General features: G+C 67.7%; 14 protein-coding genes. 6 read left to right on the top strand and 8 right to left on the bottom strand.

Annotated elements, in window-relative coordinates:
- Positions 1-40: 40 nt before the first annotated feature.
- The 4 genes from J2728_RS09875 to J2728_RS09860 form a co-directional block, all read right to left on the bottom strand.
- On the bottom strand, positions 41-1966 hold the full coding sequence (locus J2728_RS09875) for a sialate O-acetylesterase (protein WP_309998719.1): 1926 nt from the start codon (positions 1964-1966) through the stop codon (positions 41-43).
- 9 nt (positions 1967-1975) lie between these two features.
- Positions 1976-4663 carry a glycoside hydrolase family 3 C-terminal domain-containing protein gene (locus J2728_RS09870; RefSeq protein WP_309998718.1) on the bottom strand — a complete coding sequence of 896 codons (2688 nt, stop codon included), beginning with the start codon at positions 4661-4663 and terminating at the stop codon, positions 1976-1978.
- Between the two features lie 47 nt (positions 4664-4710).
- The gene (locus J2728_RS09865; RefSeq protein ID WP_309998717.1) at positions 4711-6255 is read right to left on the bottom strand and encodes a tryptophan halogenase family protein; all 1545 of its coding nucleotides are present in this window, start codon (positions 6253-6255) and stop codon (positions 4711-4713) included.
- 64 nt (positions 6256-6319) lie between these two features.
- The gene (locus tag J2728_RS09860; protein ID WP_309998715.1) at positions 6320-9142 is read right to left on the bottom strand and encodes a TonB-dependent receptor; all 2823 of its coding nucleotides are present in this window, start codon (positions 9140-9142) and stop codon (positions 6320-6322) included.
- Positions 9143-9573: 431 nt separating this feature from the next.
- Between J2728_RS09860 and J2728_RS09855 the strand changes: the two genes are divergently transcribed.
- Entirely contained in the window at positions 9574-10257 is a 684-nt protein-coding gene (locus J2728_RS09855) for a SapC family protein (RefSeq protein WP_309998713.1), read from the top strand.
- A complete protein-coding gene (locus J2728_RS09850) occupies positions 10254-11288 on the top strand; it encodes a cupin-like domain-containing protein (RefSeq protein ID WP_309998711.1) in 1035 nt (344 codons plus the stop codon). Before J2728_RS09855 ends, J2728_RS09850 begins: the two co-directional genes overlap by 4 nt.
- A 33-nt stretch (positions 11289-11321) precedes the next feature.
- Here the strand turns inward: J2728_RS09850 and J2728_RS09845 are convergent, their stop codons facing one another.
- On the bottom strand, positions 11322-13394 hold the full coding sequence (locus J2728_RS09845) for an alpha-L-arabinofuranosidase C-terminal domain-containing protein (protein ID WP_309998710.1): 2073 nt from the start codon (positions 13392-13394) through the stop codon (positions 11322-11324).
- 297 nt (positions 13395-13691) lie between these two features.
- Here J2728_RS09845 and J2728_RS09840 point away from each other — a divergent pair, with 297 nt between their 5' ends.
- From J2728_RS09840 to J2728_RS09825, 4 genes are all read left to right on the top strand, one after another.
- Positions 13692-14732: an alpha/beta hydrolase gene (locus J2728_RS09840; RefSeq protein WP_404979749.1), complete on the top strand. Its 1041-nt coding sequence runs from the start codon at positions 13692-13694 to the stop codon at positions 14730-14732.
- A 31-nt stretch (positions 14733-14763) separates the two neighbouring features.
- Complete coding sequence (locus tag J2728_RS09835) at positions 14764-16659, top strand: NPCBM/NEW2 domain-containing protein (protein WP_309998707.1); 1896 nt, start codon at positions 14764-14766, stop codon at positions 16657-16659.
- A gap of 130 nt (positions 16660-16789) precedes the next feature.
- The gene (locus J2728_RS09830; protein ID WP_309998706.1) at positions 16790-18592 is read left to right on the top strand and encodes an IlvD/Edd family dehydratase; all 1803 of its coding nucleotides are present in this window, start codon (positions 16790-16792) and stop codon (positions 18590-18592) included.
- Between the two features lie 23 nt (positions 18593-18615).
- A complete protein-coding gene (locus tag J2728_RS09825) occupies positions 18616-20175 on the top strand; it encodes a glycoside hydrolase family 43 protein (protein WP_309998705.1) in 1560 nt (519 codons plus the stop codon).
- 3 nt (positions 20176-20178) lie between these two features.
- Here the strand turns inward: J2728_RS09825 and J2728_RS09820 are convergent, their stop codons facing one another.
- The 3 genes from J2728_RS09820 to J2728_RS09810 all read right to left on the bottom strand — a co-directional run bounded on the left by J2728_RS09820 (position 20179) and on the right by J2728_RS09810 (position 25644).
- Positions 20179-20919 (bottom strand): FadR/GntR family transcriptional regulator, encoded by a 741-nt coding sequence (locus J2728_RS09820; RefSeq protein WP_309998704.1) that lies wholly within the window; start codon positions 20917-20919, stop codon positions 20179-20181.
- A 71-nt stretch (positions 20920-20990) separates the two neighbouring features.
- Positions 20991-22580: an alpha-N-arabinofuranosidase gene (locus J2728_RS09815; protein WP_309998703.1), complete on the bottom strand. Its 1590-nt coding sequence runs from the start codon at positions 22578-22580 to the stop codon at positions 20991-20993.
- Between the two features lie 157 nt (positions 22581-22737).
- The gene (locus J2728_RS09810; RefSeq protein WP_404979748.1) at positions 22738-25644 is read right to left on the bottom strand and encodes a TonB-dependent receptor plug domain-containing protein; all 2907 of its coding nucleotides are present in this window, start codon (positions 25642-25644) and stop codon (positions 22738-22740) included.
- Positions 25645-25832 lie beyond the last annotated feature (188 nt).

Here is a 25832-nt window from a genome sequence, read left to right as displayed (position 1 = left end):
TGGCGGCCGCCGCTCGTTTGGGCGGCGGCCGTTCCCGGCCTTAGGGCACAGGGATTTCGAACGGACCGACCGGTTGGTCCGCGTCATCGAACAGATTGACCACCGGGCTGTCTGCCCAGGCGTAGCGAACGCGGTCCACCGGCTGACCGTCGCCGCTCAACACCACCTTGTCGCCCTGGGCGCGGCCGTTGGCGTAGCGGCAGATCCCCGCGCCGCAGAGCTCGAAACCGATCGCCACGCCGCCGCCGCGGGCGGCGAGGGCGCCCGAGACATCCTTGAAGGTCAGGGTCACGCCGCCGCCGGCGTCGCGCGCGCCCGAGGTGATGCGCGGGCCTGACGGCGCGATGGCATCGCCAAAGGCCACGGCGCGCATGGCGCGGGCGGCGCGACGGCCGACCTCCTGCTTTTCGCCGGGATGGATGTCCAGCGGATCGCCGTGGTCGATCGTCACCACCACGGCCGCGTGTCCGTCAGCCTCGGCGACGCGGCGCTGGATGTCGCGCACGCCCGCCCAGCCGCTTTCCGCCGGCCGCTTGGCGGTGGCGCCATAGGCCGACAGCTGCACGATCGCGAAGGGCAGGTTGGGTGTCTCGAACCGCGCGCGCCAGTCCTTCAGCATGGCCGACAGGCGACGGTCATAGCCGGGCAGGCCGGTGTCGGACTCGCCCTGATACCAGGCCACGCCCGCCAACCCGACCGGGCCCAGCGGCGCGATCATGCCGTTGTAGAGCGTGCCCGCGCCGTTGATGTCGTCCCACGGCGAGCGCGGGGCGTTGGATGTCGAGCGTCCGGCGGGCGCGTACCGCCAGCCCTGGTCGAGGGGCAGGCTGGTCCCGTCGTCGAACCGCAGTTGCATCGCGCTGGCTGGCCCCAGCATGCCGCCGTCGGCATAGACGTTGTCGGCGTTGACCAGAATGACGTTGCGGCCTTCGCGCAGCACGCCCGGCTTCAGGCGATACTGGCGCGCGCGGCCCAGGCTGGTTCCGCCGACCGGCTGGCCGTTGACCCAGGTGCGATCCGCGTCGTCGATCGCGCCGATGTTCAGCACCGAGGCCTGGCGGGCCTGCTCGGCGGTCAGCACGATCTCGGTCTGGAACCAGACCATGCCGAGATAGCCCTTCATCTCGGGAAGGCCCCAGCGGCTGAAGGGGCCGACGACGGGGACGGGCTTCCAAGCCAGGCCCGTGTCGTCGCGCCAGGGCTCGCGCCCCTGGGCGAGGCCGGAGGTGTCGCGCCACCAGGTCTCCCACTGGCTGGCCGCGGCCTTTTCCGCCGCCGCCGTGTCGCGGGTGTAGAGGGCCAGGGTCTTGGCGGGCTCTCCCAGGCCGACCATCTCCAAGCCTTCGGGCGAGAGCCACGCCGACTGGCGCGAGCCGCCCCAGCTGGCGTGGATCAGGCCGATCGGGGCCTTGGTCGTCTCGCGCAGGGACTGGCCCATGTAGAAGCAGACCGCCGAGAACTTGCCGATCGTCGCCGGCGTCGCGGCGGACCAGGCGGGCGGGGCGTCCAGCTTGTCCCGCGGCGCGAAGGCCAGGCGCTTGGGGACCGTCATCAGACGGATCTGCGGGTCGCTGGCTCCGTAGATCTGGAAGCTGTTCTGCGACTGCTCCGTCGTCATCTCCATGTTGCTCTGGCCCGAGCACAGGAAGACGTCGCCGATCAGCAGGTCGTCAATGACCTGCTGGCCGCTGGGCGCGTCCAGCAGCAGCCGATAGGGACCGCCGGCCTCAAGCGCCGGAAGCGTCAGACGGAAGCGCCCGGCCTTGTCGGCCTGGGCGCTGACGGTCTTGCCGGCCAGGTTGGCCGAGACCGTCTCGCCGGGCAGGGCCTTGCCGGTCACGATAATGGGCCGGCCGCGCTGGAGCACCGCGCGATCGCCCAGGGCCCCGTCGACGATCGGGGCCGCGGCCGCCGAGGTCGCGAGCGACAGGACGGCGGCGCTCGCGAGAAGAGCATGGATCCTCAAGTCGTTCTCCTACTTCGGCAGGGCCACGGCCTTGGCGACCGCGAACTCGGCCGAACGGCTAGGGACCCCGGTGTCCGGCTGACCCGAGCCGACGCTGACCTTATAGCGCCCCGTCGTGACCTGGCGCATGCCCTCCGCGTCCACCGAACTCAAGTCGCGGGGCGACAGCGAGAAGGTCACCGACTTGGCCTCGCCGGGCTTGAGGCTGACGCGCTGGAAGCCGCGCAGAGCCAGACGGGGCGCGCCGGGCGCCTCTGGGAAGTCGAGATAGAGCTGGGCGACCTCGTCGCCGGCGCGGGAGCCGACATTGCGGATCGTGGTGGTGACCCGCAGACCCTGGCCGGCGTCGCCCTGGGCGGGCTCGACCTTCAGCGGCGCGTAGTCGAACCGCGTGTAGCTGAGGCCGTGGCCGAACGGATAGACCGGCTGGCCGGCGAAGTAGCGATAGGTCCGCCCGTCCATGCGGTAGTCGCCAAACGGCGGCAGGTCGTCGACCGACTTGTAGAAGGTCAGGGGCAGGCGGCCGGACGGGTTGGTCTTGCCAGTCAGGACGTTGGCGATGGCCAGGCCCCCGGACTGGCCCGGATACCAGGCCTCCAGGATCGCCGCGGCGTTGTCCTTGGCCCAGGAGAGGTTCAGCGGACTGCCGTTCATCGCCACCACGACCAGCGGCTTGCCCAGCGCCTTGGCCTGCTCCAGCAGCGCCTGCTGGTCGGCGGGGATGTCGAGCGTGGTCTTGTCGCCGCCCTTGAAGCCAGGGATTTCGACCGGCGACTCCTCGGCCTCGAGGTCCGAGGTCAGGCCCACCACCGCGACCAGCACGTCGGCCTGGGCGGCGGCCGCCTTCAGCTCGGCGGTCGGGTCGGTCGCCACGCGCTTCCAGACGAGATCGACGCCAGACAGGGCGTGGGCCTCCGACATGACCTCGATCGCGTAGCGGCGGCCCTTCTCCAGCTTGATGGTCTTCATGGTCGGCAGGCTGCCCCAGCCGGACTTCTTGAGGTCCGCGAACGGCTCGCCGTCCAGCTTCATCTCGCCGTTGAAGCCGGTCAGGCCCAGGCGATAGGTCCCGGTCTCGGGCGGGACCAGGAAGCCGGTCCAGATCACGCGATGGTGGTCGAGCACGCCGGGCAGATCGAGGCTGCGAGCGGCCACATTGGCCTCGACGCGGCTGACGACCGGCTGGTCGGCGTAGCGCATCTTGGCGACGATATCGCCGAAGGTTCCGGGCTCGAAGCGCTTGGGTGGCGTCTCGGTCGGGTTGTAGTAGCGCGCCAGCAGGCCCGGCTTGCCGTCGGGCGCGCGCAAGGCCGAGGTCGGGACCTTGTCGCCGTCGGTGTAGGAGGGGCCGAACGGGGCGTAGGCCACCTTGGCGCCGGGCAGGGCGCGGCGCAGGCCCTCGACGACCGAGATCGGCGGCGCCGACAGGGCCGAGGAATAGTTGCCGCGCAGCACGCGCGTGGCGTCGCCCAGCGGGCCGATCACCGCGACGCGCAGGCCGGGCTTCAGCGGCAGAAGGCCGTCGTTCTTGAGCAGGACCAGGCTCTTCTCACCCGCGGCGAGGGCCAGGGCTTCGTGCTCGGGCGTCATCACCGCCGTCGGCGCCTTGGGCGCGGTGTCGACGGGGCGCACGCCCGGCAGGTCGCCGACGCGCAGGCGCGCGGAATAGAGCCGCACCAAGGCCTGGTCGACGTCTCCGATCGTGATCAGGCCCTGTTGCAACGCGTCGCGATAGCGGTGCGACAGGCCCGCCGTGTCGGTCAGGGTCGAGCCGTTGCACTCGTTGTCGACGCCGGCGCGGACGGCGGCGGCGGCGGCGGTCGCGGCGTCGGGGGCGTACTTGTGGTGGTCGTTGATGTCCTTGACCGCGTCACAGTCGGAGACGACGTAGCCGTCGAACTTCCAGGCGGTTCGCAGGTAGTCCTTCAAAAGCATGTCGCTGGCGCAGGCCGGCTGGCCGTCGATGCGATTGTAGGCGCACATGATCGAGCCAGCCTTGGCCTCGACGATCGCGGCGCGGAAGGCCGGCAGGTAGGTGTCCTCGAGATCACGCCGCGAGACGTAGACATTGGCGTGGTGCCGCGTGGACTCCGGCCCGCTGTGGACCGCGTAGTGCTTGGGCGTGGCGATCACCTGGGGCAGGTCGGGATCGGGTCCTTGCACGCCCTCGACGAAGGCCACGCCCATGCGAGCGGCGAGATGCGGGTCTTCCCCATACGTCTCCTGGCCCCGGCCCCAGCGCGGATCGCGGAAGATGTTGATGTTGGGCGACCAGGTGTTGAGCGCCGTGCCGATGCGGCCCATCCGGCCAGTGGCCCGCGCCAGGGTGTGCAGGCCGCGCACCTCGGTCCCGATTGCGCCGGCCACGTCCTTCACCAGGGCGGTGTCGAAGGTGGCCGCTAGGCCGATCGGCTCGGGGAAGTTCGTCGTCGGCAGCGAGCCCAGCGCGCCGTGCAGCGACTCCGTCCACCAGTTGTAGGCGGGCACGCCCAGGCGCGGGATCGCCGGAGCGGTGTTGAGCAGCTGGTCCAGCTTCTCCTCGGTGGTCATCTTGGCCACCAGCTCGGCGGCCATCTGGTCGGCCTTCTGGCGGGGCGGGGAGGCGGTCCGAGCCTGGGCGAGCGGCGCCAGGCCCAAGACCAGGCTGAGGCAAAGCGCCGTGCTCGCGCCCAGACGGCGCCGTGAAGACCTAGACATGAATTTCCCCTCGAACTGAAAACTTGAATGGTGTCGACCGAAGGCGCTCAGACCGGCTGGAGGCCGTGCTCGACGATCTTGCGAATGAGGTCGCGATGCCGGGGCAGGGTGGCGCGCAGGCGCTCGGTGTGCAGGGCGTTCTCGCGCAGGGCGCGCTGGGCCAACGCTGCCTCGTCGGCCAGGGCCTCGCGCTCGACCTCCGTGCGGAAGCCCATGCCGTAGAGCACGTATTGGTAGCTGGCGGCCGGGAAGACCTCTTCGACGCGGTCGAACTCCTCGTGCAGCCAAGGCGGCTGATGACGCCAGAGACGCAAGAGGTCGGACAGGCGCTCGGGGATGGTTTCCGGGTCGCGGTTGTCGCGCCAGAAAGCGGTGTCGCTCCGCTGGCTCAGCACATAGTGCAGCTTCAGGAAGTCGATGATCCGGCCCCAGCGGTACTGGGTGGTGGCGTTGAAGCGGCCAGCGATGACGTCCATCACCTCGCGGCACGCCGGCATCTGCTCGGCGATCAGCTTGGCCGACAGCTCGATCAACACGATGGCCGAGGCCTCCAGCGGCTCCAGGAAGCCGGCGGCCAGGCCCACGGCGACGCAGTTGCGCTTCCAGAAGACCTCGCGGTGGCCCGAGCGGATGGCGATCTTGCGCACCGGCAGGTCGCGATACGCTGGGCCGATATAGGCGCGCAGTTCGCGCTCGGCGTCGGCGTCGGAGATGTGGCGGCTGGAGAAGACATGCCCGACGCCGCGCCGGGTGGGCAGGCCGATGTCCCAGATCCAGCCGGCCGATTGGGCTGTCGAGATGGTGTGGGTCGAGATCGGGCTGTTCTCGCTCTCGTAAGGGACCTGGATGGCCAGGGCGGTGTCGCAGAAGAGCACGTCGCCACAGTCCTTGAACGGCACGCCCAGGGCCTCGCCCAGCAGCAGCGAGCGGAAGCCGGTGCAGTCGACGAAGAGATCGCCTTCGATCTCGCCGGCCTGCTCGGTGACGATGGCGCGGATGTCGCCGTCCTCGGCGAGGTCAACGCGCTGGACGTCGGCCAGGACGTGGCGCACGCTCAGCTTTTCGGTGCAGTGCCGCTGCAGGAACGGCGCGAACTTGCCGGCGTCCAGGTGGTAGGCGTAGTTCGCGGCGCCTTGGTACTGGGCGCTGGCGATCGTCTTGGGCGCCAGGCCCTCGTCGCAGAGCACGCCTTGCGGGCAGACCGCGTCGCAGAAGCTGACGTCGCCGCCGTGGGCCAGCCAGTGCGGCGCGAGGTTCACCTGCGAGAAGGCCTGCGGCAGCACCAGCGGATGGTAGTAGGCGTCGTCTTCGGCGCCGGTGGTCCAGCGGGCGAACTTGGCCCCTTGCTTGAAGGCCGCGTCGCACTCGCGGAAGAAGTCGGTTTCGGAGACCCCGATCTTGGCCAGGGTCGTGCGCAGGGTCGGCCAGGTGCCTTCGCCAACGCCGATGATCGGCGTGTTGGGCGACTCCACCAGGGTGACGGTGAAGCCCGAGGCCTGCCGCGCCTTGTGCTTGGCGGCGATCACGCCCGCGGTGAGCCAGCCGGCGGTGCCGCCGCCGACGATGACGATGTTCTTGACCGGACGGACCATGGATCGAACGCTGAAAAAGAACGGCTGGGAGCGCCATTGACGCTCCCAGCCAGGGGGAGTGCAACTAGAAGCGGAAGCGCGCGCCAGCCGTGTAGCGGCGTCCGTACGCGAAGACGTCCAGCAGCTGGTTATCGAACCGTCCGTGGGTGCTCTGCGTCTCGTTGGTGAGATTGAGCGCCTCGAAGAACAGGTTGATCTGCTTGGTCAGGGCGTAGCTGGTCGAGAAGTCGACCTGCAGGTTCGGGTTTTCGAACGTCGGTTCCGAGCCGAAGGCGCCGGTGTTCTGGTTCTGACCGAAGCCGCGCAGGTACTCCTCGCGGTAGTTGACCGCCACCCGCGCCTCGAAGCCGTTCTTGTCATAGAAGGCCACGAGGTTGGCGGAGTTGGCCAAGCCGGTGATCGCGAAGCCGCTCTGGGAGATGTCCTTCGGATCGTAGGGCTTGTTGGTGTCGACGAAGGTGGCGTTGGCGTTGAAGCCAAAGCCGCTGTCGCCGAACACGTGCTGCCAGGCAAACTCGACACCGCGCACGGTGGCTTCGGGCCCGTTCACCTGCTGGGTCACGGCGAAGATCGCCGGCTGGCCGGTGCTCGGGTCGATGACCCCGTTGATGGTCTGACGCGTGGTGCCGCCGACGATGAAGTTGCTGACGTCCTTGATGAAGACGTTCACCGCCGCGTACGAGTTCGGCTTGTAGTACCACTCCACCGCCGCGTCGAAGTTGTCGGCGAGATAGGGCTTTAGCGAGGGGCTGCCGCCGCTGGCCGTCAGGGCGCCGACCCGCTGGCCCGTGCCCACGCTGGCGACGGGCGTCAGCAGGTTCAGGCTGGGACGGGTCAGGGTCCGCGAGGCGTCGAGACGCAGGTGGATGCTCTCGGTCAGCTCCAGCTTCATGTCGACGCTGGGGAGCAGGTACGAATAGTTGCTCTTGGTCGAGACCGCCTGGGGATCGCTCAGCGTCACGGTCAGCAGGGTCGGATCGCCGGCGCTACGGGTGATCGCCGTCGGCACCTGGCCAAAGCCCTTGGACGTGACGTGGGTGTTCTCCTCGCGCACGCCGGCGTTGAAGTGGAACGGCATGCCGGCCACGTCGACCTCGAAGTTGGCCTTCACGAACAGCGCCCAGGTCTTTTCGGTGATGTCCCGGATACTGCCGTTGTCCAACGCCATGTCGAAGGCGCCGGTGAACTGGGTTCCGACGCCGCCCCCGCCGTAGTTGAAGCCGGGGATGTTCTTGGTCTGCGGGTTGCCCAGGCCGCTCAGGAACGCCTGATAGGCGTGGGCGTCGAACTTCAGCAGGTACGGCGGCAGGGCGCCGTCGAAGCCTGGGATGAAGTTCTTGGTGCTGACGCGCTCGGTGAACAGGCTGGCCGGAACCATGACGCCGCCGTTCGGACCGGACGCCGGGCCGTAGCCCGGATAGGCCTGCCAGAAGTTGTTGACGAAGGTGTTCTTCTGCTGGAACTGGAAGCGATCCTCCAGATAGGTGCCGCCGGCCTTGATCCGGAAGCCGTCCTGCTCCCAGGCGCCGGTGAACCGTAGTTGCTTGACGACATCGGTGTTCTGCTGCGCCTGACGCACGACCACGTGCGAACCGATCACCGAAATGTCGGCCCACCGCGAGCCATCGCCGTTGGGGCCGTAGTCGTGCAGGACCGGCAGGGTGTTCTTGCTGCCGCCGTTGATGCTGATGCCCAAGGACGGGCCGATGCCGAAGCCGTAGCCGACGTCGGCGCCGTCGCTGGTCACCTCGCCCCCCGGGTTGAGCCAGCTCTTGGCGTAGCTGGCGTCGCCCTCGAAGCTCAGGTTCTCGGACATCTCCCACTTGACGTTCAGGCCCGTCTGGTTGGTCCGCAGCACCGAACGGTCCGTGCCGGCCGTGAAGTCGGTCTGTGATCCGGCCTGGGTGAAGTCGACCGTGGTGCCGTTCGGGTCAAGCTTGACGTTGCGAAGGCCATCCTGGTTGAACCAGATGCCGTAGCCGAAGTTGTCGGCCCGGATGCTCTGGCGCGAATAGTTGTCGTCCAGCGTGACGGTGACCCCGTCGACCGGCGCCCATTGGAGGGCGATGCGGCCGTCGATCCGCTCATCCTTGGTATAGATCTGGCTGGCGCCGGCCTGCTGTTCGAACCAGCCGAGAACCGTCTTGCCCTGCGTCTGCAATTGCTCGGGCGTACAGGCGGCCGTCAGTTGGCAGGGCCTATAGTAGCCGCCCGGCCAGCCGCTGATGTAGACGCGGTTGGTCTGGGTGTCGTGGCGCGTGTACATGCCATCGACCAGGATGCCGAACTTGTTGTCGGCGAAGGTGTCGCTGAACAGCGCGCCGACGGTGGGCACGATCTTTCCGGCGTCATCCTGCAGCGAACCCGACGCGGTGACCGCCATGCGCCGCCCCGGCTTGTCGAACGGCTTGGGGAAGGCGACGTTGACCGTGGCCCCGATCGAGCTGCTCGACAGCGTGACGTCCGGCGTCTTGTAGACGCTGAGGCCGCCCACGAAGTCCGCGCCGACGGTGCTGAAGTCCACCGAGCGCCCGCCCGTGGCCGTCGAGATCCGGCGGCCGTCGTAGAGGGTTTCGTTGAAGTCGCCGCCGAAGCCGCGGACGGTGATGCCTTGCGGCTCGCCGCGTGAGCCCGACCGCTGGATCGAGACGCCCGGAAGACGCTGCAGCGACGCGGCGACGTTGGCGTCCGGGAACTTGCCGATGTCCTCGGCCGAGATCGCGTCGACCACGCCCGGCGACGAGCGCTTGATGTCGAGGTTACGCTGCAGGGAGCCGCGCAAGCCCGTGATGATCACCTGCTCCACGACGCTGGACTCGGAAGCTCTCTGACCGCCCGCCTGGGGTTCGGCCTCGACTGGCGCGTTCAGCGCCGAGGCGGTGGCCATGGCTTCGTCAGACGGCCGTTCGGACGCTTGCGCGACACCGAACACCGTCAAGGCCAGCAGACTCGAGGCGCTGGCCAGCGCAACCTTGGATGCGCCTGATCGCCTGATTTTACTCAGGTTACTAGAACTAGTCCCTCTCATCGTTTCCCCTCCTGAGGTTATGGATGACTCTTTGCCGGCGAACAGAGCCGGGTGATCCGAGATCGCGTCAGCGTCTCGAATTTCTTTGTCAGAGAGGGGGTTTAGGCAGCCTTGTGCGATCCTGGCGCATCTTAGTCCTCCCTATATATTGTTGTTATGCGAGGACGGTAACGCGCAAAGGTAGCGGTATCAATGGATATTTTGTCGGTGTTATTATTGCCGCGAAATTTCACGCGTGTGATCGTGGGTTGAGGTATCGTCCCGACAACAAGGGGCAAGGGGAGGAAGCCTTGGCGGACTTGGAACAGTTGAATGCCAACGACCACGCGGGCCTGCGCCTGGGCGACTTGCCCGGTCGACGACCGCACTTCGTTCAGATCGTGGCGTCGGAGTTCGGAGCCGCCGCGGCCGTCTGTCCGATCTTCCTGACCAAGAACGCCGAGACCGGCCAATTCTACGCCGGCGCGATGTTCGGCTTCGAGCCGGGCGAGAACCTGCTGGACGCCACCGAGGGCGGCGCGCGTCTGTTCCAGCCCCTGGACCTTGAGCGCCAAGGCTTCTTCATCGGGCCCGAGGGCGAGGTCCTGGTCGATCCGTCGCATCCGCGCTTCGCGACGGGGCGGGGGACTTCGCTGTTCGAAAGCGACGGTCAGCCCGCGCAGGCCGCGCGCCGGGTTCAGCAGGCCCTAGCCCGCCTGCAAGCCGGCGTCGCCGAGACCGACGCCTTCATTCAGGCTCTGCTGGCCCACAAACTGGTCGAGCCGATCGACATCGATCTTTCGTTCGACGACGGCCGCGGTCTGAGCCTCGGCGGACTCTACACGGTCAGCCTGGACTCGCTGGGCGAGCTGGACGACGCGGCGGCGCTCGATCTCTTCCGGACAGGCCGCCTGCAACTTATCCACGCCATGGCCGGTTCGCTGAAGCAGCTCTCCCGCTTGGCGGCGCTCCGCAACGACAGGCTGGCCGCGTGACGGCGGACCAGACGACGCCCTTGCGCGTCGTCGAGGCCGAGGCGCTGGCGGGCCTGGACCCGGCGGCGTTCAATCGCGAGATCATGGCGCCGTGCCAACCGGTGCTGCTGCGTGGCGTCTGCCGGGCCTGGCCGGTTAGCCAAAGGGCGGAGGAGGGCTGGGCCAGCCTCGCGGCCTACCTGCTGCGGCTGGACGCGGGCCGGACCGGCGAGGCCTTTATTGGCGCGCCGGCCATCGCTGGACGCTACGACTATGGCCGGGACCTCGAGGGCTTCAACTTCCAGCGCGAGTCCCTGACGCTCAAGCGAGGGCTGCGGCGCATCGAGGCGTCCGCCGCGGATCAAAGCCTGGATAGCGTCTATCTGGGCTCGTTGCCGGCCGACGACTACGTCCCGGCGTTCGCGGCCGAGAACCCGGCGAGCTTTCTACCGCCCACGGCCCGGCCGAGGCTCTGGCTGGGCAACGCCAGCCACGTCGCTTGCCACTACGACGCCTTCGACAACCTGGCCTGCGTGGTGGCGGGGCGCCGGCGCTTCACGCTCTATCCGCCGGATGCGATCGGCGACCTCTATGTCGGTCCGATCGACCACACCATGGCGGGCCAGCCGGTCGCTCTGGCCGCCGGCGCCGCGCCGGACGATCCGCGCTATCCGCGCTTCGCCGCGGCCAAGGCGCGCGCCCTGGTCGTCGAGCTCGCGCCCGGCGATGGCCTCTACCTGCCCAAGCTCTGGTGGCACCAGGTCGAGGCGCTGGAGCCGCGCAACCTGCTGGTCAACTACTGGTGGGACGGCTTCGCGACGGGGCCCGACGCGCCCTATGCGGCGATGATGCTGGCGATGATCACCCTGGCCGAGCGCCCCGAAGCGGAGCGCAAGGCCTGGCGCGCGTTCTTCGACCACTATGTCTTCCGGCCCGACGGCCATCCGCTGGCGCACTTGCCGGAAGAAAAGCGCGGCGCGCTGGGTTCGCTGGCTGGCGACGCCTACGGCCGGATCCGCGCCTTCGTGATGCGGACGCTGCGAGGCGGGTAGGGCGCCGGACCGGCCGACGCCCTCCCTACAGGTTCACCGCCCGTCGAGCGGGAACTCGAACACCGTGACCGAGGTCGGCGCCGCCGTCAGGCGACCGCCGGACAGCTTGGCGGCGCTCTCGGCGATCGTCACGCCGGCGGGCTGGCCGACCTTGTTCTCGGCCTTCAGCGACGCGCCCGTCAGCACCCATTGGCGGCCGGCGGCCTTGGGCTTGAGCGCCTTCAGGTTCAGGGCGACCGTCTGGGTGTCGAAGGTGGCGTTGACCACCCCGATCCTCAGCGCCTTGCCGTCGGGGCTGAGGCCCGCGATCACATCCAGCGGATAGGTGGAACTGCCGGCGCGGACCTGGGGATGGGCCGAGCCGACCACATATTTCGGCGCGGGTTGAGGCGACTGACCATCAACCGCCAGCGGCGTCACCCCCGTCCCGAACCGCTCGCCATAGAGTTTGAACACCAGGCCCGTGGCGTTCATCACCGACGTGGTCGGGGTAATGTCCATGGTCGAAGCGCCCGTGGTGAAGGCCGACATGGTCAGGAAGTCGGTGTGCCGAAGCATCTCCTGCATCACCATCGCGTAGGCCAGCGAGGACTTCAGATTGAGCTGGCCGAAATAGGCGTACTCGTCCATCGACAGGAAGATGTTCTTGTCCTTCATCGCTGGGAAGCGCGACTGGTAGATCTTCCACTCCTCGGCCTTCATGCGGACGTGGTTCGAGGGCGAGCGGGCCCACTCCATCAGCTCGATGTCGGCGGGGGCGTTGGGACGCTCCTCGGGCCGGTCGTACCAGTGCTCGGAGATGCCATCGAAATTGCCCCAGGCCTTGGCCAGGAAGCCGCCGGTCCAATCCTCCTCGGTCCCGAACTTGTGGGCGATGCTTTCCAGCGTTGAGTTCTCCTTGACGTCGCGCGCGTGCAGTTGGTCGGGCATCGCGCCCGAGGCGATCAGGGTGATGCTGGGATCCACCGCTCGCATGGCCGCGGCGAAGTGGTTGTGCTTGATCATGTAGTAGTCGAGCGTGGTCTTGCCGATCTGCCACCAGCCGTAGGGCTCGTTGCCGATGTTCCAGAACTTCACACGATAGGGCTCGGGATGGCCGTTGGCCGCGCGCTTCGCGCCCCAGGTGCTGGTCGCCGGGCCGTTGATGTACTCCACTTCCTCGGCCGCCGAGTTGGCGTCGCCCAGGCCCGCGTTGACGGTGATGTAGGGCTCGACGTCGATGATCTTCGTCAGGTCCAGCCACTCGTCCATGCCGATGTCGTTGGGCTGCATGGCGCTCCAGGCATGGTCGAACATCGGCGCGCGCTTGTCGCGCGGCCCGATCGCGCCGTGCCAGTCCCAGTCGGACAGGAAGTTGCCGCCCGGCAGACGCCAGAAGCCCGAGTTCAGCGACTTGGCGATGGCCGTCGTGTCGGCGCGCCAGCCGCGGATGTTGTCCGAAGGCATCAGCGAGACCGCGCCGACCTTGAACTGGCCTTGGCCCTGGCCGGTGATCTCCAGCCGCGCGTCCGCGGCGTCCGCGGTCGGAGTGAAGCTGAAATCGGCGCGTTTCCAGTCCGTACCCGGCGCGGCCAGGGCGATCGTCTGGCGGTCGCTCGGGCCGGGGCCCCAGACCAGGGCGACCTCGACCTTGGCGCCAGGATCGCCCGAGAGCTGGACATAGCCGTCATAGCGCTTGCCCTTGGCCAGCCCGATGCCGGATTGGGAGAAGCCACGCTTGCTGGCGGCGTCCACCGTCACGACGGGGCTCTGCGCGCCGACGTAAGGCGCCTTGGTGTCCATCACCACGACGTCATCGCCGCCGATGGGCCGCCACTTGCGGTACGAGACACCAGGCCGGCCTTCGGCGTTCAGCGGCGGCGGGACGTCCCGCGCTTGCGGAACCACCGGATAGTAGAATTTGCGATCATCCAGCATCTCGGCCCACAGGGTGCGGGCCACCAAGCCGCCGATGGGCTCGATGAACATGCCGTATTCGTACTTGGTCACCGCCGCCGAACGGCGCGCCCCGTCGATATCCACCTTGATCGGCGCTGTCGGCGCGGCGCTCGCCGAGCCCGCCAGAGCCCAGACCACGCAGGCGCTGGCGATCAGTCTATAACGCATCGAACCCTCCCTATTACTCTGTCTATTTTGAGCAACCATAGGTCGGCGAAGCGTGGCGGGCGAGTCCGATTTTTGTGTGAAAACGCGCGTTTTAGACGGATCGCAGGCGGTTCGACGTCAGGGTGGTCGCGGGAAAAGGCGATTGACGCCATCCAGTTTAAGCGGACAAAAGGCAACGCTCACATCGAGATCGCCGAGCGATGCGCTCAGGCGGCGGCCAGGGAGGACGGGATGACGGCGGAGAACCAGCGCGACTCGAAACAGATGGCCCGCCGCGGCCGCATTGGCGCGCTCATGATGGCGGCTTGCGTGCTGGCGACGCCCGCGGCGGCCTTGGCCCAAGTCGGCACCAAGGCGCCGCCCGTCGTGGCGGGGGCCAAGCCGGTCAATATCGAGCGCATCAAGGTTCACTCCGTGGCGATCGAGGGCAATCTCGAGGGCGAGAGCGCCGATCGCGAAGTGCTGGTCGTCCTGCCGCCCGGCTACGCCGCCAACCCGAAGAAACGCTATCCCGTCGTCTACGCCCTGCACGGTTACTCGATCGGCGCCGAGCAGTGGAGCCGCGAGATCCACGTGCCACAGACCGTGGAGGGAGCCTTCGGCAAGGGCGTCGCCGAGATGATCGTCGTGCTGCCCGACAGCAAGACGCTGCACAACGGCTCGATGTATTCCAGCTCCCAGACCACGGGCGATTTCGAGACCTTCGTCTCGCGCGACCTGGTGGCCTATGTCGACCAGCACTACCGCACCCTGGCCAAGCGCGAGAGCCGGGGCCTGGTCGGCCACTCGATGGGCGGCTACGGCGCCAGCCGCATCGGCATGCGCCACGCCGACGTGTTCGGCGCGCTCTACATGATGAGCCCGTGCTGCCTGTCGCCGCGCGAGCCGGGAAAGGTCGATCCGGAAGCCGCCGCGACCCTGGCCGCGATCAAAACGCCGGAAGAGACCACGAAGCTGCCTTGGGGTCTCCGCGCCCAGTTGGCCACGGCCGCGGCCTGGTCGCCAAATCCGACGCGTCCGCCGCTCTATCTGGACCTGCCGGTCGAGAACGGCGCGGTGCGGACCGATGTCCTGGCTAAGTGGGCGGCAAACGCGCCGCTGGCCTTCGTCGATCAGTATATCGGCGCCCTGCGCCGCTATAAGGCGATCTCGATGGACGTCGGCGACCGCGACGGGCTGAAGGACGACGCGACCAAGCTGCACGAGGTCTTCGATCGCTACGGCCTGGCCAACAGCTTCGAGATCTATCCCGGCGATCATACCAGCGACGTGGCGACCCGGTTCCAGGATCATGTCCTGCCGTTCTTCGGCAAGAACCTGTCGTTCCAGGCCCGCTGAGCGTAGCGACCAAGTTTCGAGGAGTATGCGTATGAAACGGCGTTCCTATATGGGCGCGGCCCTGGCCGTGGTTCTTCTGGCCTCGGCGTCTGGCGTCCTGGCCGATCCGCTGGCCGCGAACGGACGCTGGAGCGCCTATAGCCGCGCCGCGGCCCAGACTCCGCCGATGGGCTGGAACAGCTGGAACGCCTTCACCAGCGACCTCGACGAGGACAAGGTCATGGGCTCGGCCCAGGCCCTGGTCGACACTGGCCTCGCGGCCAAGGGCTACCGCTATGTGAACCTCGACGACGGCTGGTGGCTGAAGCGGCGAGAGTCGGACGGCCGGATGATCGCCCGCGCCGCCCGCTTCCCGTCCGCGGCGACACCAGATGGCGCGACCAGCTTCCGCCCGCTGACCGACCGCCTGCACGGTATGGGGCTGAAGGCCGGCATCTATTCGGACATCGGCCGCAACAGCTGCGGCCAAGTCTTCACTTCGACCTTCCCGAACCAGCCCGAGGGCAACGTCGCCGAGCGCGAGGTCGGGCTCCATGGCCACGTCGACCAGGACATCGCCCTCTACTTCGCCGAATGGGGTTTTGACCTGATCAAGGTCGACGGCTGCGGCGTGCGCGGCCTGCCCCCAAGCGACAAGCGGGTCCAGGCCGGCCAGTATCGCGCCTTCGAGCCGATCATCGACATCGACTCCCTGGGACGCACCGACATCGTCAAGGTCCGCGCGCTCTACGAGGAGGTCGGGCGGGCGCTCGATAAGCACAATCCGGACGGCGACTTCGTCTTCTCGCTGTGCATCTGGGGCTCGGCCGACGTGCGGTCGTGGGGCAAGGACGTTGGCGCCATGTCGCGAACCAGCGAGGATATCTCGCCGACCTGGGGCCGGATGTTGCACAACCTCGACACCGTCTCGCGCCGCGCGCTCTACGCCCAGCCGGGCACGTGGAACGATCCGGACATGCTGTTCGTCGGCAAGGGCGACTTCGACGTCAGCCATATCGAGGCGGCGCGGTCGCACTTCGCGCTATGGGCCATGGTCAATGCGCCGCTGCTGATCGGCTACGACCTTCGCCAGGCCTCGCCGGCGCTGCTAGAGATCCTCGGCGCGAAGGACGTCATCGCGCTGAACCAGGATCCGGCAGGCAACCAGGCGGTGCTGGCCTACGACTCCGACGACGTCTCGATCTTCGTGAAGACCCTGGCGAGCGGTGACAAGGCCGCGGCGATCTTCAACCGCACCTCCGCGCCGCTCGAGGTCGTGTTGACGGCCGAGCAGCTGAAGTTCCTGGCCAAGGCCGATATCGACCTCACCAACCTCTGGAGCGGCGAGCAGGTCCGCTTCCAGGGCGAGCGCAAGTTCAAGCTGGAGCCACGCCAGACCCTGCTGTTCCGCGCCAAGGGAGCCCGCCGACTGGCCGATGGTATCTTCCTGTCCGAGCAGCCCGGCGCCGTGAACCCGGCCGTCGATGGCGTCGTCACGCCAATCGCCGATCCGATGGTCCATCGCGCGCCGCTGCCGTGGCGCAACACGCGCGGCTTTGGCGAGCGGCCGCGCTATGGCGGCTGGGGCGGCGCGCAAGCCGACCGCACGCCCTTCGACCAGGAACTGGCGATCGCCGGCCGCACCTTCGACACGGGCGTCGGCGTCCTGGCCAACTCGCGTTTGGAGGTCCGTAACACCGGCTTCCGTCGCTTCACCGCCAGCGTCGGGGTCGACGACTCGGCCGTCGACAAGACCCGTCCGGTGACCTTCCAGGTCTATGGCGACGGCAAGCTGCTGGCGCGCTCGAAACCGGCTAAATGGGGTCAGGCGCCGCAGGATCTGGACGTCGATGTCTCGGGCGTGAAGCTGATCGAACTGGTCGCCCGGACAAGCGGGCAGGGGAACGCCGATCCGGTCACCTGGGGAGACGCCGCGCTGCGGCGCTGAGGTCGAATTGACGCTCGGCGCCCGTCCATATACTCAGACAAGATCATCCAAAGGATGGCGGTCGCGAGCGTCCCCACTGTGTCGCGGGCGCGGACGCGGCGCGCCGTCCTAGACTTTCGCAGGACTATCCATGTCGTCTCCGTCTGGCGCTCCCCCCAAGCTTCGTTCGCGCGCGTGGTTTGATAATCCGGACAATATCGACATGACGGCGCTTTATCTGGAGCGCTATCTGAACTTTGGTCTGACGCTGGAGGAGCTGCAGTCGGGTCGTCCGATCATCGGGATCGCCCAGACGGGCTCGGACTTGTCGCCGTGCAACCGCCACCACCTCGTTTTGGCCGAGCGGGTGCGCGAGGGGATCCGCTCGGCGGGCGGCATCGTGCTGGAGTTCCCGGTCCATCCGATCCAGGAGACGGGCAAGCGGCCGACGGCGGGCCTGGACCGGAACCTCTCGTACCTGGGCCTCGTCGAGCTGCTCTACGGCTATCCGCTGGACGGGGTGGTGCTGACCATCGGCTGCGATAAGACCACGCCCGCCTGCCTGATGGCGGCGGCGACGGTCAACATCCCGGCCATCGCGCTCTCGGTCGGCCCGATGCTGAACGGTTGGCACAAGGGCCAGCGCACCGGCTCGGGCACCATCGTCTGGAAGGCCCGCGAACTGCTGGCGGCCGGCGAGATCGACAACGCCGGCTTCATCAAGCTGGTGGCCAGCTCCGCGCCCTCGACCGGCTACTGCAACACCATGGGCACGGCCACGACCATGAACTCGCTGACCGAGGCGCTGGGCATGTCGCTGCCCGGCTCGGCGGCGATCCCCGCGCCCTATCGCGACCGTCAGGAGAACGCCTATCGCACGGGTCTGCGGATCGTGGAGATGGTCAACGAGGATCTGAAGCCCTCGGACGTGCTGACCCGCGAGGCGTTCCTCAACGCCATTGTCGTCAACTCGGCCATCGGCGGCTCGACCAACGCCCCGATCCACCTGAACGCCCTGGCCCGCCACGTGGGCGTCGAGCTCTCGATCGACGACTGGCAGGAGAAGGGCGAGGAAGTGCCGCTGCTGGTCAACCTGCAGCCGGCCGGGGAATATCTGGGCGAGGACTACTACCGGGCCGGCGGCGTGCCGGCGGTGTTCGGCCAGCTGATCGAGCAAGGCCTGATCCACGAGGACGTCAAATGCGTCTCGGGCCAGACGATCGGCGAGCAGTATCGCGGGGTCCAGATCGAGGACGAGGACGTCATCCGTCCGTTCTCGCGGCCGCTGGTCGAGCGGGCCGGCTTCGTGGTCATGCGCGGCAACCTCTTCAACTCGGCGATCATGAAGACCAGCGTGATCAGTCCGGAGTTCCGCGAGCGGTATCTGTCCAACCCCGATGATCCGGACGCCTTCGAGGGCGTGGCGGTCGTGTTCGACGGTCCGGAGGACTACCACCACCGGATCGACGATCCGTCGGTGGGCATCACCGCCAACTCGATCCTGTTCATGCGCGGGGCCGGCCCGGTGGGCTATCCCGGCGCGGCCGAGGTCGTGAACATGCGCGCGCCCAACTACCTGATCAAGCAAGGCGTCCACCAACTGCCCTGCATCGGCGATGGCCGCCAGTCGGGCACGTCGGGCTCGCCCTCGATCCTCAACGCCTCGCCCGAGGCGGCCGTGGGCGGGGGGCTTGCTCTCCTCAAGACCGGCGACAAGGTCCGCTTTGACCTGCGCAAGTCGCGGGTCGACGTGCTGGTCTCGCCCAGCGAGATCGTCGAGCGCCGCAAGGCCCTTGAGGCCGCCGGCGGCTTCCCGATCCCCGAAAGCCAGACCCCCTGGCAGGAGATCCAGCGCGCCGTCGTCGGACAGCTCGAAACCGGCGCCGTCCTCGAACCCGCCGTCAAATACCAGCGCATCGCCCAGACCAAGGGCCTGCCCAGGGATAACCACTAAGACAAGAAGTTAGGGAGGCCGGCATGGCCAAGGTTCTCGGAAGCGCCATGCTGGCGGCCGCCCTCGCGTTGAGCGTCGGAGCGGGCTTCGCACAGGCGCAGGTCTGGCGTTCCGACGTCGGCGACGGGACGTATCGCAACCCGCCGCTCAATGCCGACTATCCAGATCCCGACATCATCCGGGTCGGCGAGGACTTCTACTTCGCCTCGACCACCTTCGTGAACGCGCCGGGCCTGACGATCCTGCATTCCAAGGACCTGGTGAACTGGGACATCGCCGGCCACGTGATGCCCAGGCTGACCGGCAATCCCAAATACGACCTGGCCGAAGGCGGCGACTATCGTCACGGCGTCTATGCGCCGAGCCTGCGCTATCACAAGGGCCGCTTCCACATCGCCGTCACGCCGGTTGGCCGTCCGACGCGCATCTATTCGGCCGCCGATGTGCGCGGGCCGTGGACGATGCATGAGCTCGACCGCGAGGCCTTCGACCCCGCCCTGTTCATCGACGACGACGGCAAGGCCTATATGGCCACCTCGATCGGGTCGGACGGGACGATCACGCTGCTCACCCTCGACGACGACCTGACCACCGTCACCAGCGCCCAGAAGATCCACTACATCAAGGGCGCCGAGGGCTCGAAGCTGATCAAGCGCGACGGCTGGTACTACATCTTCAATTCTATTCCCCGACGCCTGGGGATGACGGTGTCGCGGGCGCGGTCGCTGACCGGACCTTGGGAGACCCGCGACCAGATCGACGACAAGACCGGCGGACACCAGGGCGCCCTGGTCGATCTGCCCGGCGGCGGCTGGTACGGTTTTGTTATGCTGGACGCCGGCGCGATCGGTCGCGTGACCAATATCAGCCCCGTCTTCTGGCAAGACGGCTGGCCGGTGTGGGGCACGCCGGAAGCGCCGGGCCGTGTCCCCGCGACCGCCGCCAAGCCGATCCTGGGCAAGCCCTTCGTCGAGCCGCCCAGCTCCGACGACTTCAGCAAGCCGACGCTGGGCCGGCAGTGGCAGTGGAACCACAATCCCGACGACCGCCGCTGGTCGCTCAGCGAGCGTCCCGGCTATCTGCGGCTGAAGGCCACCCAGGCCCCGGAGTTCTGGAGCGCGCGCAACACGCTGGTCCAGAAAGGGCAGGGGCCTAGGAGCCGCGCCGTGGCGAAGGTGGACGCGCGCGGCCTCGCCATCGGGGACGCCTGCGGCCTTGGCACGTTCGGCAAGTTTTCGAGCCAGATCGTCTTGACCCGCACCGCGCAGGGCCACGGCGAACTCGGCGCGCGCCTGATCGAGAGCACCCAGACCGGCCCCGTCACGACACCGCGCGGCGCGGCCGTCTCGGTTCCGTTGAAGGACCTCTGGCTATCGGTCGAGATGGACTTCACCACCGACAAGTCCGCCCTGGCCTACAGCCTGGACGGCAAGGCCTGGACCGCGCTGCCGGGCGAGTTCCCGCTGGCCTATGACTGGCGTACGGGCACGTTCCAGGGCGAGCAGTACGGGCTGTTCTGCTATAACCCGAGGGGTGGCGAAGGCCGACTGGACGTCGACAGCTTCACGCTGTCCAAGCCCTAAAGTTCACATCGCCGAGCGGGTGTCCTCGAGCGCCAGCTCGACCAGGGTCCGCATCGCGGCGCTGGCGGCCTCGGGATCGCCGGCGGCGATGGCGTCGCAGACCTTGGCGTGATCGGGCACCGGGTCGCGGGGCAGGGCGCGCGAACGCTGCTTGAACTCCGTCGTCCAACTGACCGCGGCGCTGATGCTGGCGCTGAGCGCGATCATCGCGTCGTTGTGCGTGGCGCGCAGCAGGGCGTCGTGGAAAGCACGGTCGGCCGCGCGTCCGGCTTCCGTCGCCAGGGTGTGGCGGCGCATGCCGGCCAGGGCGTCCTTCATCGCCTTGATGTCGTCCTTGTCGCGACGCTCGGCGGCGAAGCGCGCCGCCGCCGGCTCGACAACCGAGCGCAGTTCGAAAAGATCGCGCACGAAGGTGATGTCCGGTTCGCTAGCGGAGAAAGCCCAAGCCAAGACGGTGGGGTCGAGGATGTTCCAGCGGCTGCGCGGCAGCACACGGGTGCCGGCCTTCGGGCGGCTCTCGACCAAGCCCTTGGCGGTCAGGACCTGCACCGCCTCGCGATAGGCGCTGCGCGAGACGTCCAGCGCCTCGGCGTTGGCGATTTCGCCGGTGAGCTTCTCGCCAGGCGCGATCTGGCCGGAGACGATGGCGGTGCCTAGGTAGTGCGCCACGGCGCCGCGCAGACGCCGACCGGAGCCTCTCGTCGACTTGGGAATCGACTTGGTTTCAGGCTCTTCGGTCGGCATGCGTCAGACTCCTGGCGGCGTTCGGGGCTCTATAAGCGCAACCGTGTTACCCTTGGCAAGTTACGAGCCCGTCAAGGCTCGAGTTGCACGACCACCACCGACTTGGCTGGAATATCCAGATCGAGGCCCTTGACGCCGGCCTTGGCGGAATAGGGCTTCGGAACGACGGCGCCCGGCGCTTCGAACGTGTTGACCGAGTCGACACGGGCCGCCGTCAGGACTAGCCCCTTGGCGGAAGCGCCCTTGCCCCCGGCCACGCTCGCCGAAATCTTGGCTGGGCGGGTCGGATCCAGGTTCGTGACGGCCAGCCAGAGCTTGCCTTGCGTGTCCCGAGCGGCGATCGCGTCGACCCGGGGCAGGGTGACGTCGCCCTGGGTGTAAACCCCCTTGTCGAGGCTGACCGGAACGAAGGTCGCGTCCTGGAAGGGCAGGTACATCTTGTAGACGTGATAGGTCGGGGTCAGGACCATCTTGTCCTTGTCCGTCAGGATCATGGCCTGCAGGACGTTGACCATCTGGGCGATATTGGTGATCCGCACCCGGTCGGCGTGACGGGCGAAGATGTTCAGGTTCAAAGCCGCGACGATCGCGTCTCGCAGCGAGTTCTGCTGGACCAGGAAGCCAGGGTTGGTGCCTTCCAGCGGCGCCAGCCAGACGCCCCATTCGTCGACGGCCAGGGTGACCTTCTTCTCGGGATCGTACTTGTCCATGATCGCCGAGTGCTTGGCGATCAGGTCGTCCATGCCCAGCGTTTCCTTCAGGAGCTTGGCGTAGGCCGTCTCGTCGAACTTGGTGCTGGAATAGGACGGCGGCCAGCCGCCGGTCGTGTACGAGTGCAGCGACAGCCCTTCTAGGCTCCAGGCCCAGTCGTGCGACTTGTAGGCGGCCATCACCGCCTCGGTGTAGGCGGGATCGGCCTGGTTGGGGCCCACCGCGATGCGCTGCATCGCCTCCGCGCCGGTCTGCTTGGGGTTGTAGTTGCGGACGAAGCGGGCGTAGCGCTTCATCTCGTCGGCGTAGTACTCGGGACGCATCGCCCCGCCGCAGCTCCAGCTCTCGTTGCCGAGGCCCAGGAACTTGACCTTGTAGGGCGCGACGCGGCCGTTGGCCGCGCGCTCCTTGCCGGCGGTCGTGGCCGGATCGGCGGTCATGTACTCGACCCACTCGGCGGCATCCTGGACCGTGCCGGAGCCGACATTGACCGAGACATAGGCCTCGCTGCCGATCTGGTCGACGAAGTCCATGAATTCGTCGGTGCCGAAGGTGTTGGGCTCGACGGCGCCGCCCCAGTTGGAGTTGATCGTCTTGCGGCGAGACTCGGCCGGGCCGATCCCGTGGCGCCAGTGATACTCGTCGGCGAAGCAGCCGCCCGGCCAGCGCACGTTCGGCACCTTGATGGCGCGAAGGGCTTCGACGACGTCCTTGCGAATGCCTCGAACATTGGGGATCGACGAGTCCTTGCCCACCCAGACGCCGCCATAGATGCCGGTCCCGAGATGCTCGGCGAACTGGCCGAAGATGTGACGATCGATCTTGGCGCCTGGCGAGCCGGCTTCGATGCGGACCGGGATCGGCGCGTCGGCGCGGGTCTGGGCGAAGGCCGGAGCGGCCAGCGTCAGAGCTATGGCGGAGAGGGCCAGCGGCCGGGCAAATAGGAACATGTAGTCTCCCCAGATCGCTGGCGCCTGATCACGCCGGCTTCCCCGTGGCGCATGGGGGGGCTCGTGATCCGCTGAATAGTGGTCGGACAAATAGAGAGGTCAACCAAGGTCTGGCGTTGTCGGCGTGGCGCCGTGAAAGCGCCACGCCGATCGCGGCCTAGAACTTGAAGCGAACGCCGGCGCGGTACATCCGGCCGATGATGTCGTAGAGCGCCGGGTTGGCGTAGTTCGGCGACTTGGCCGGATCACGATCGAACAGGTTGTCGACCTTGAAGTAGGCCGTCACGTCGGGACGGATGGTATAGGTTCCGCCAACGTCCATGTAGAACGCGCCGGGCATGAAGTTCTTGTCGATCGTCGGGGCGTTGGCCGTCGAGACCGGGCAGGTTCCAGGGGCGCAGACGACATACTGATTGCCGTAGTTGCCATCGGTGAACCAACGCTCCTGCAGCGTGATGCTGAAGCGATCGGTCTCATAGCTCTGGATCGCCAGCCACTTCCAGCGGGGGGTGTTGCCCTGGTTCACGCCCGCGGAGTCGACCGGAACGGTGCCGGGCAGGCCGGTGTCGGTCCAGAAGTCGCGGATGTGCGTGGCGAGAGCCCGCAGGGTGAAGTTGCCGGAGAGGCCCAGCGGCTGACGCCAGCGGTAGCTGGCCTCGATGTCGAACCCGCTGGTCTTGATCGACGCCAGATTGAAGGACTGGACGTTGATGTAGTTCGGGCCGGTCGTGTTGTTGAGGTTATACGCGCCGCAGGTCTGGGGCAGAATGTTGCGGAAGCAGTAGTCGACGATCTGCGCCGCGCCCAGGCTGGAGACGACGTCGTCGACCTTGATCTTGTAGTAGTCGAACGACGCGCTGAAGCCCGGCAGCCACGACGGATTGGCCAACACGACGCCGATCTGGGAGTTGCGGGCGATTTCCGGCGTCAAGTCCGGGTTGCCGACGGCGTTCTGGATCGCCACCACGTTCCGGTTGTTCGCCGGGTCGAAGAAGTTCGGCAGGGTCGTGGTGACGGGCGCGGCGAACAATTCCGACAGGTTGGGCGCGCGGACGTCGCGCGAGGTCACGCCGCGGAAGCGCAGCCCATCGATCGGGGTGTCCCAGGTGCCGCCAGCCTTCCAGGTCCAGATCGTGCCCGAGGTGCTGTAGTCGGTCACCCGCGCCGCGGCGTTGAAGTTGGCGCGGCCGGCCGCGTCGTTGTCGAACAGCGGCACATCGACTTCCAGGAAGGCTTCCTTGACGTTGTAGACCCCGTCGCCGTTCTTGTAGTTCCCCGCGTGCCAGTTGTTGCCCAGCGACGACATCAGCGGATCGGCCGGATAGGCGCCGCCGTTGGGGCTACGATCGGCGATCCCGGCGCCGTAGGGGTCGGCCCGGACGGTGTAGAACTCCCGGCGATACTCGGCGCCGAAGGCCACCGACAGCGGACCGGCCCAGAGTTCGACCGGCGCGCCCGAGAAGTTCAGGCTGGCCACGTCCTGGGTCATGCGCAGGCGCTGGAACGGACCGGCGGCGGGTTGGACATATTCCAGGGCCGCGGCCGAAGGCGGCTTGCCACCGAAGATGTTGAGCGGCTGGCAGCCATTGGCGCGCGCCACCGGATCGGCGCAGACGATCGCGCCGTTCAGGGTGATGGCCTGGATCGCCTGGTTGAAGTGCGGCGTCAGCAGAATGTGGTCGACGTCGATGGCGGTCTTGTTGACCCCATGCTCGTAGTAGGCGTCATACGACCAGTCGGAGTTGAACGCGGCGAACTTGCCCTTTAGCCCGGCGACGACGCGATACATGCGACGATCGGTGTGGACCTTGGTGTTGGGCAGCAACGCGTTGCTGGTGCCGAACTGGAAGCTGGTTATCCCGGCGGTCGCGCAGGCGTCGCGCACCGACGTGGGCAGGTACGGGTTGGCGCACTGCAGCGTCAGGCCCGTCCGGTTCATGCCGTTGACGGGCTGGTTGCTGGTCTTGACCTGGCCCAGGTTGAACGAGACGTAGGCCTCGTTGTTCTCGGCGAAATCATAGCCGATCCGGCCGTAGCCGACCTTGCGCTCGATCGCCGACTGCAGCGTGCGGCCGCTGTCGACATTGCCCGACAGGTCGCCGCCGACGCAGAAGCCGGGCAGGCAGCCCAGGACGGCGCCGCCCGCGGTCTTGGACGGCACGCCGCCCGAGCCGTACTGGAACTGGAAGGGTTGGCCGCTCTGGTCGAAGGCGATGCCCTGCAGCGGACCGGCCGTGATCAGGCCGTACTTGGTGTAGGCGTAGGGCTGGGCGTTGTCGCGCATCAGATACTGCGGCGAGCCGTCGTTCGTGACGTTGCGGTTGATCATCGTCGTCTGGGTGAACCAGTGGCGATCGCCGGCCAGGTCCAGGCCGAAGTCGCCCGGGCCGACGCCATCTTCCTTCGCCCACTCGACGCTGCCGACAAGATGCACGCGGTCACCGGCGAAGCTGCGGCCGCCAGCCAGTTGCACAAGGCCCTGCTCGTTGTCGTCGTACTTCGAGATGCCGGCCTGCACGTTGCCCTTCAGGCCGGTGAAGCGGGTGTCGGTGATGAAGTTGACGACGCCGCCCACGGCGTCGGAGCCGTACGAGGCCGAGGCGCCGCCGTTCACGACGTCCACGCGCTGGATCAGCAGTTGCGGGAACAGGCTGACGTCGGTGACGCCGGTGTAGTAGGCGCCAACCACGCGCTGGCCGTCCAGCAGGGTCAGGGTGCGGATCGTGCCCAGGCCGCGCAGCGAGAACGAGCTCAGGCCCTGCTGGCCGCTCGATGTGCTGAAGGTGTTGGTGGCCGAGCCGCTGGAGCCCTGCAGCGACGGCAGTTGCACGATGGTCGCGAAGACATTGGGCTGGGCGTTGTTCTGGATCTGCTCTTCGCCGATCACCGAGGTCGGGGTCGGCGCGGTGAAGCCGGTGGTCTGGATGCGCGTGCCCGTGACCACGATCTCGCTCACGACGGCGTCGTCGTTGGCGGAGGAGGGGGGCTTGGGCGTCGGAGCCGACTGGGCCAAGGCGGGGCCGGCGATCAGCACCGACATCAAGGCGGCCGCGCCGGCCGACATCAGCGCTTGGGTTCGCAGCTGGCCGGGAGCGGGTCCGGTCGAAAATTCGGTGATTTCGGTGTTCGCCGCTTGCGACGGCGCGCGCGAACGATTCATGCCTGTGGCACGCATTTCTTGTTTCCCTCCCTTGCGCGGACGTCATTGCGTCAGCGCGTCTTTGCCGTCGCCGAACCGCCGCTGGCGGGGAA

Origin of the sequence: Caulobacter segnis (assembly GCF_031454995.1) — a bacterium.
Taxonomy (GTDB): domain Bacteria; phylum Pseudomonadota; class Alphaproteobacteria; order Caulobacterales; family Caulobacteraceae; genus Caulobacter; species Caulobacter segnis_E.
Note: the sequence above shows the minus strand (reverse complement) of the source record. Positions and strands in the feature narration are given on the sequence as shown.

Bases quoted from the DNA above. Each gene is read 5' to 3' on its own strand.
- J2728_RS09840 (WP_404979749.1), top strand. From the start codon at position 13,692: ATGGCGGCTTGCGTGCTGGCGACGCCCGCGGCGGCCTTGGCCCAAGTC.
- J2728_RS09820 (WP_309998704.1), bottom strand. From the start codon at position 20,919: ATGCCGACCGAAGAGCCTGAAACCAAGTCGATTCCCAAGTCGACGAGA.
- J2728_RS09845 (WP_309998710.1), bottom strand. From the start codon at position 13,394: ATGCGTTATAGACTGATCGCCAGCGCCTGCGTGGTCTGGGCTCTGGCG.
- J2728_RS09825 (WP_309998705.1), top strand. From the start codon at position 18,616: ATGGCCAAGGTTCTCGGAAGCGCCATGCTGGCGGCCGCCCTCGCGTTG.
- J2728_RS09830 (WP_309998706.1), top strand. From the start codon at position 16,790: ATGTCGTCTCCGTCTGGCGCTCCCCCCAAGCTTCGTTCGCGCGCGTGG.
- J2728_RS09865 (WP_309998717.1), bottom strand. From the start codon at position 6,255: ATGGTCCGTCCGGTCAAGAACATCGTCATCGTCGGCGGCGGCACCGCC.
- J2728_RS09810 (WP_404979748.1), bottom strand. From the start codon at position 25,644: ATGTCGGCCGGCGCGGCCGCCTTGATGTCGGTGCTGATCGCCGGCCCC.
- J2728_RS09815 (WP_309998703.1), bottom strand. From the start codon at position 22,580: ATGTTCCTATTTGCCCGGCCGCTGGCCCTCTCCGCCATAGCTCTGACG.
- J2728_RS09860 (WP_309998715.1), bottom strand. From the start codon at position 9,142: ATGGCCACCGCCTCGGCGCTGAACGCGCCAGTCGAGGCCGAACCCCAG.
- J2728_RS09870 (WP_309998718.1), bottom strand. From the start codon at position 4,663: ATGTCTAGGTCTTCACGGCGCCGTCTGGGCGCGAGCACGGCGCTTTGC.
- J2728_RS09835 (WP_309998707.1), top strand. From the start codon at position 14,764: ATGAAACGGCGTTCCTATATGGGCGCGGCCCTGGCCGTGGTTCTTCTG.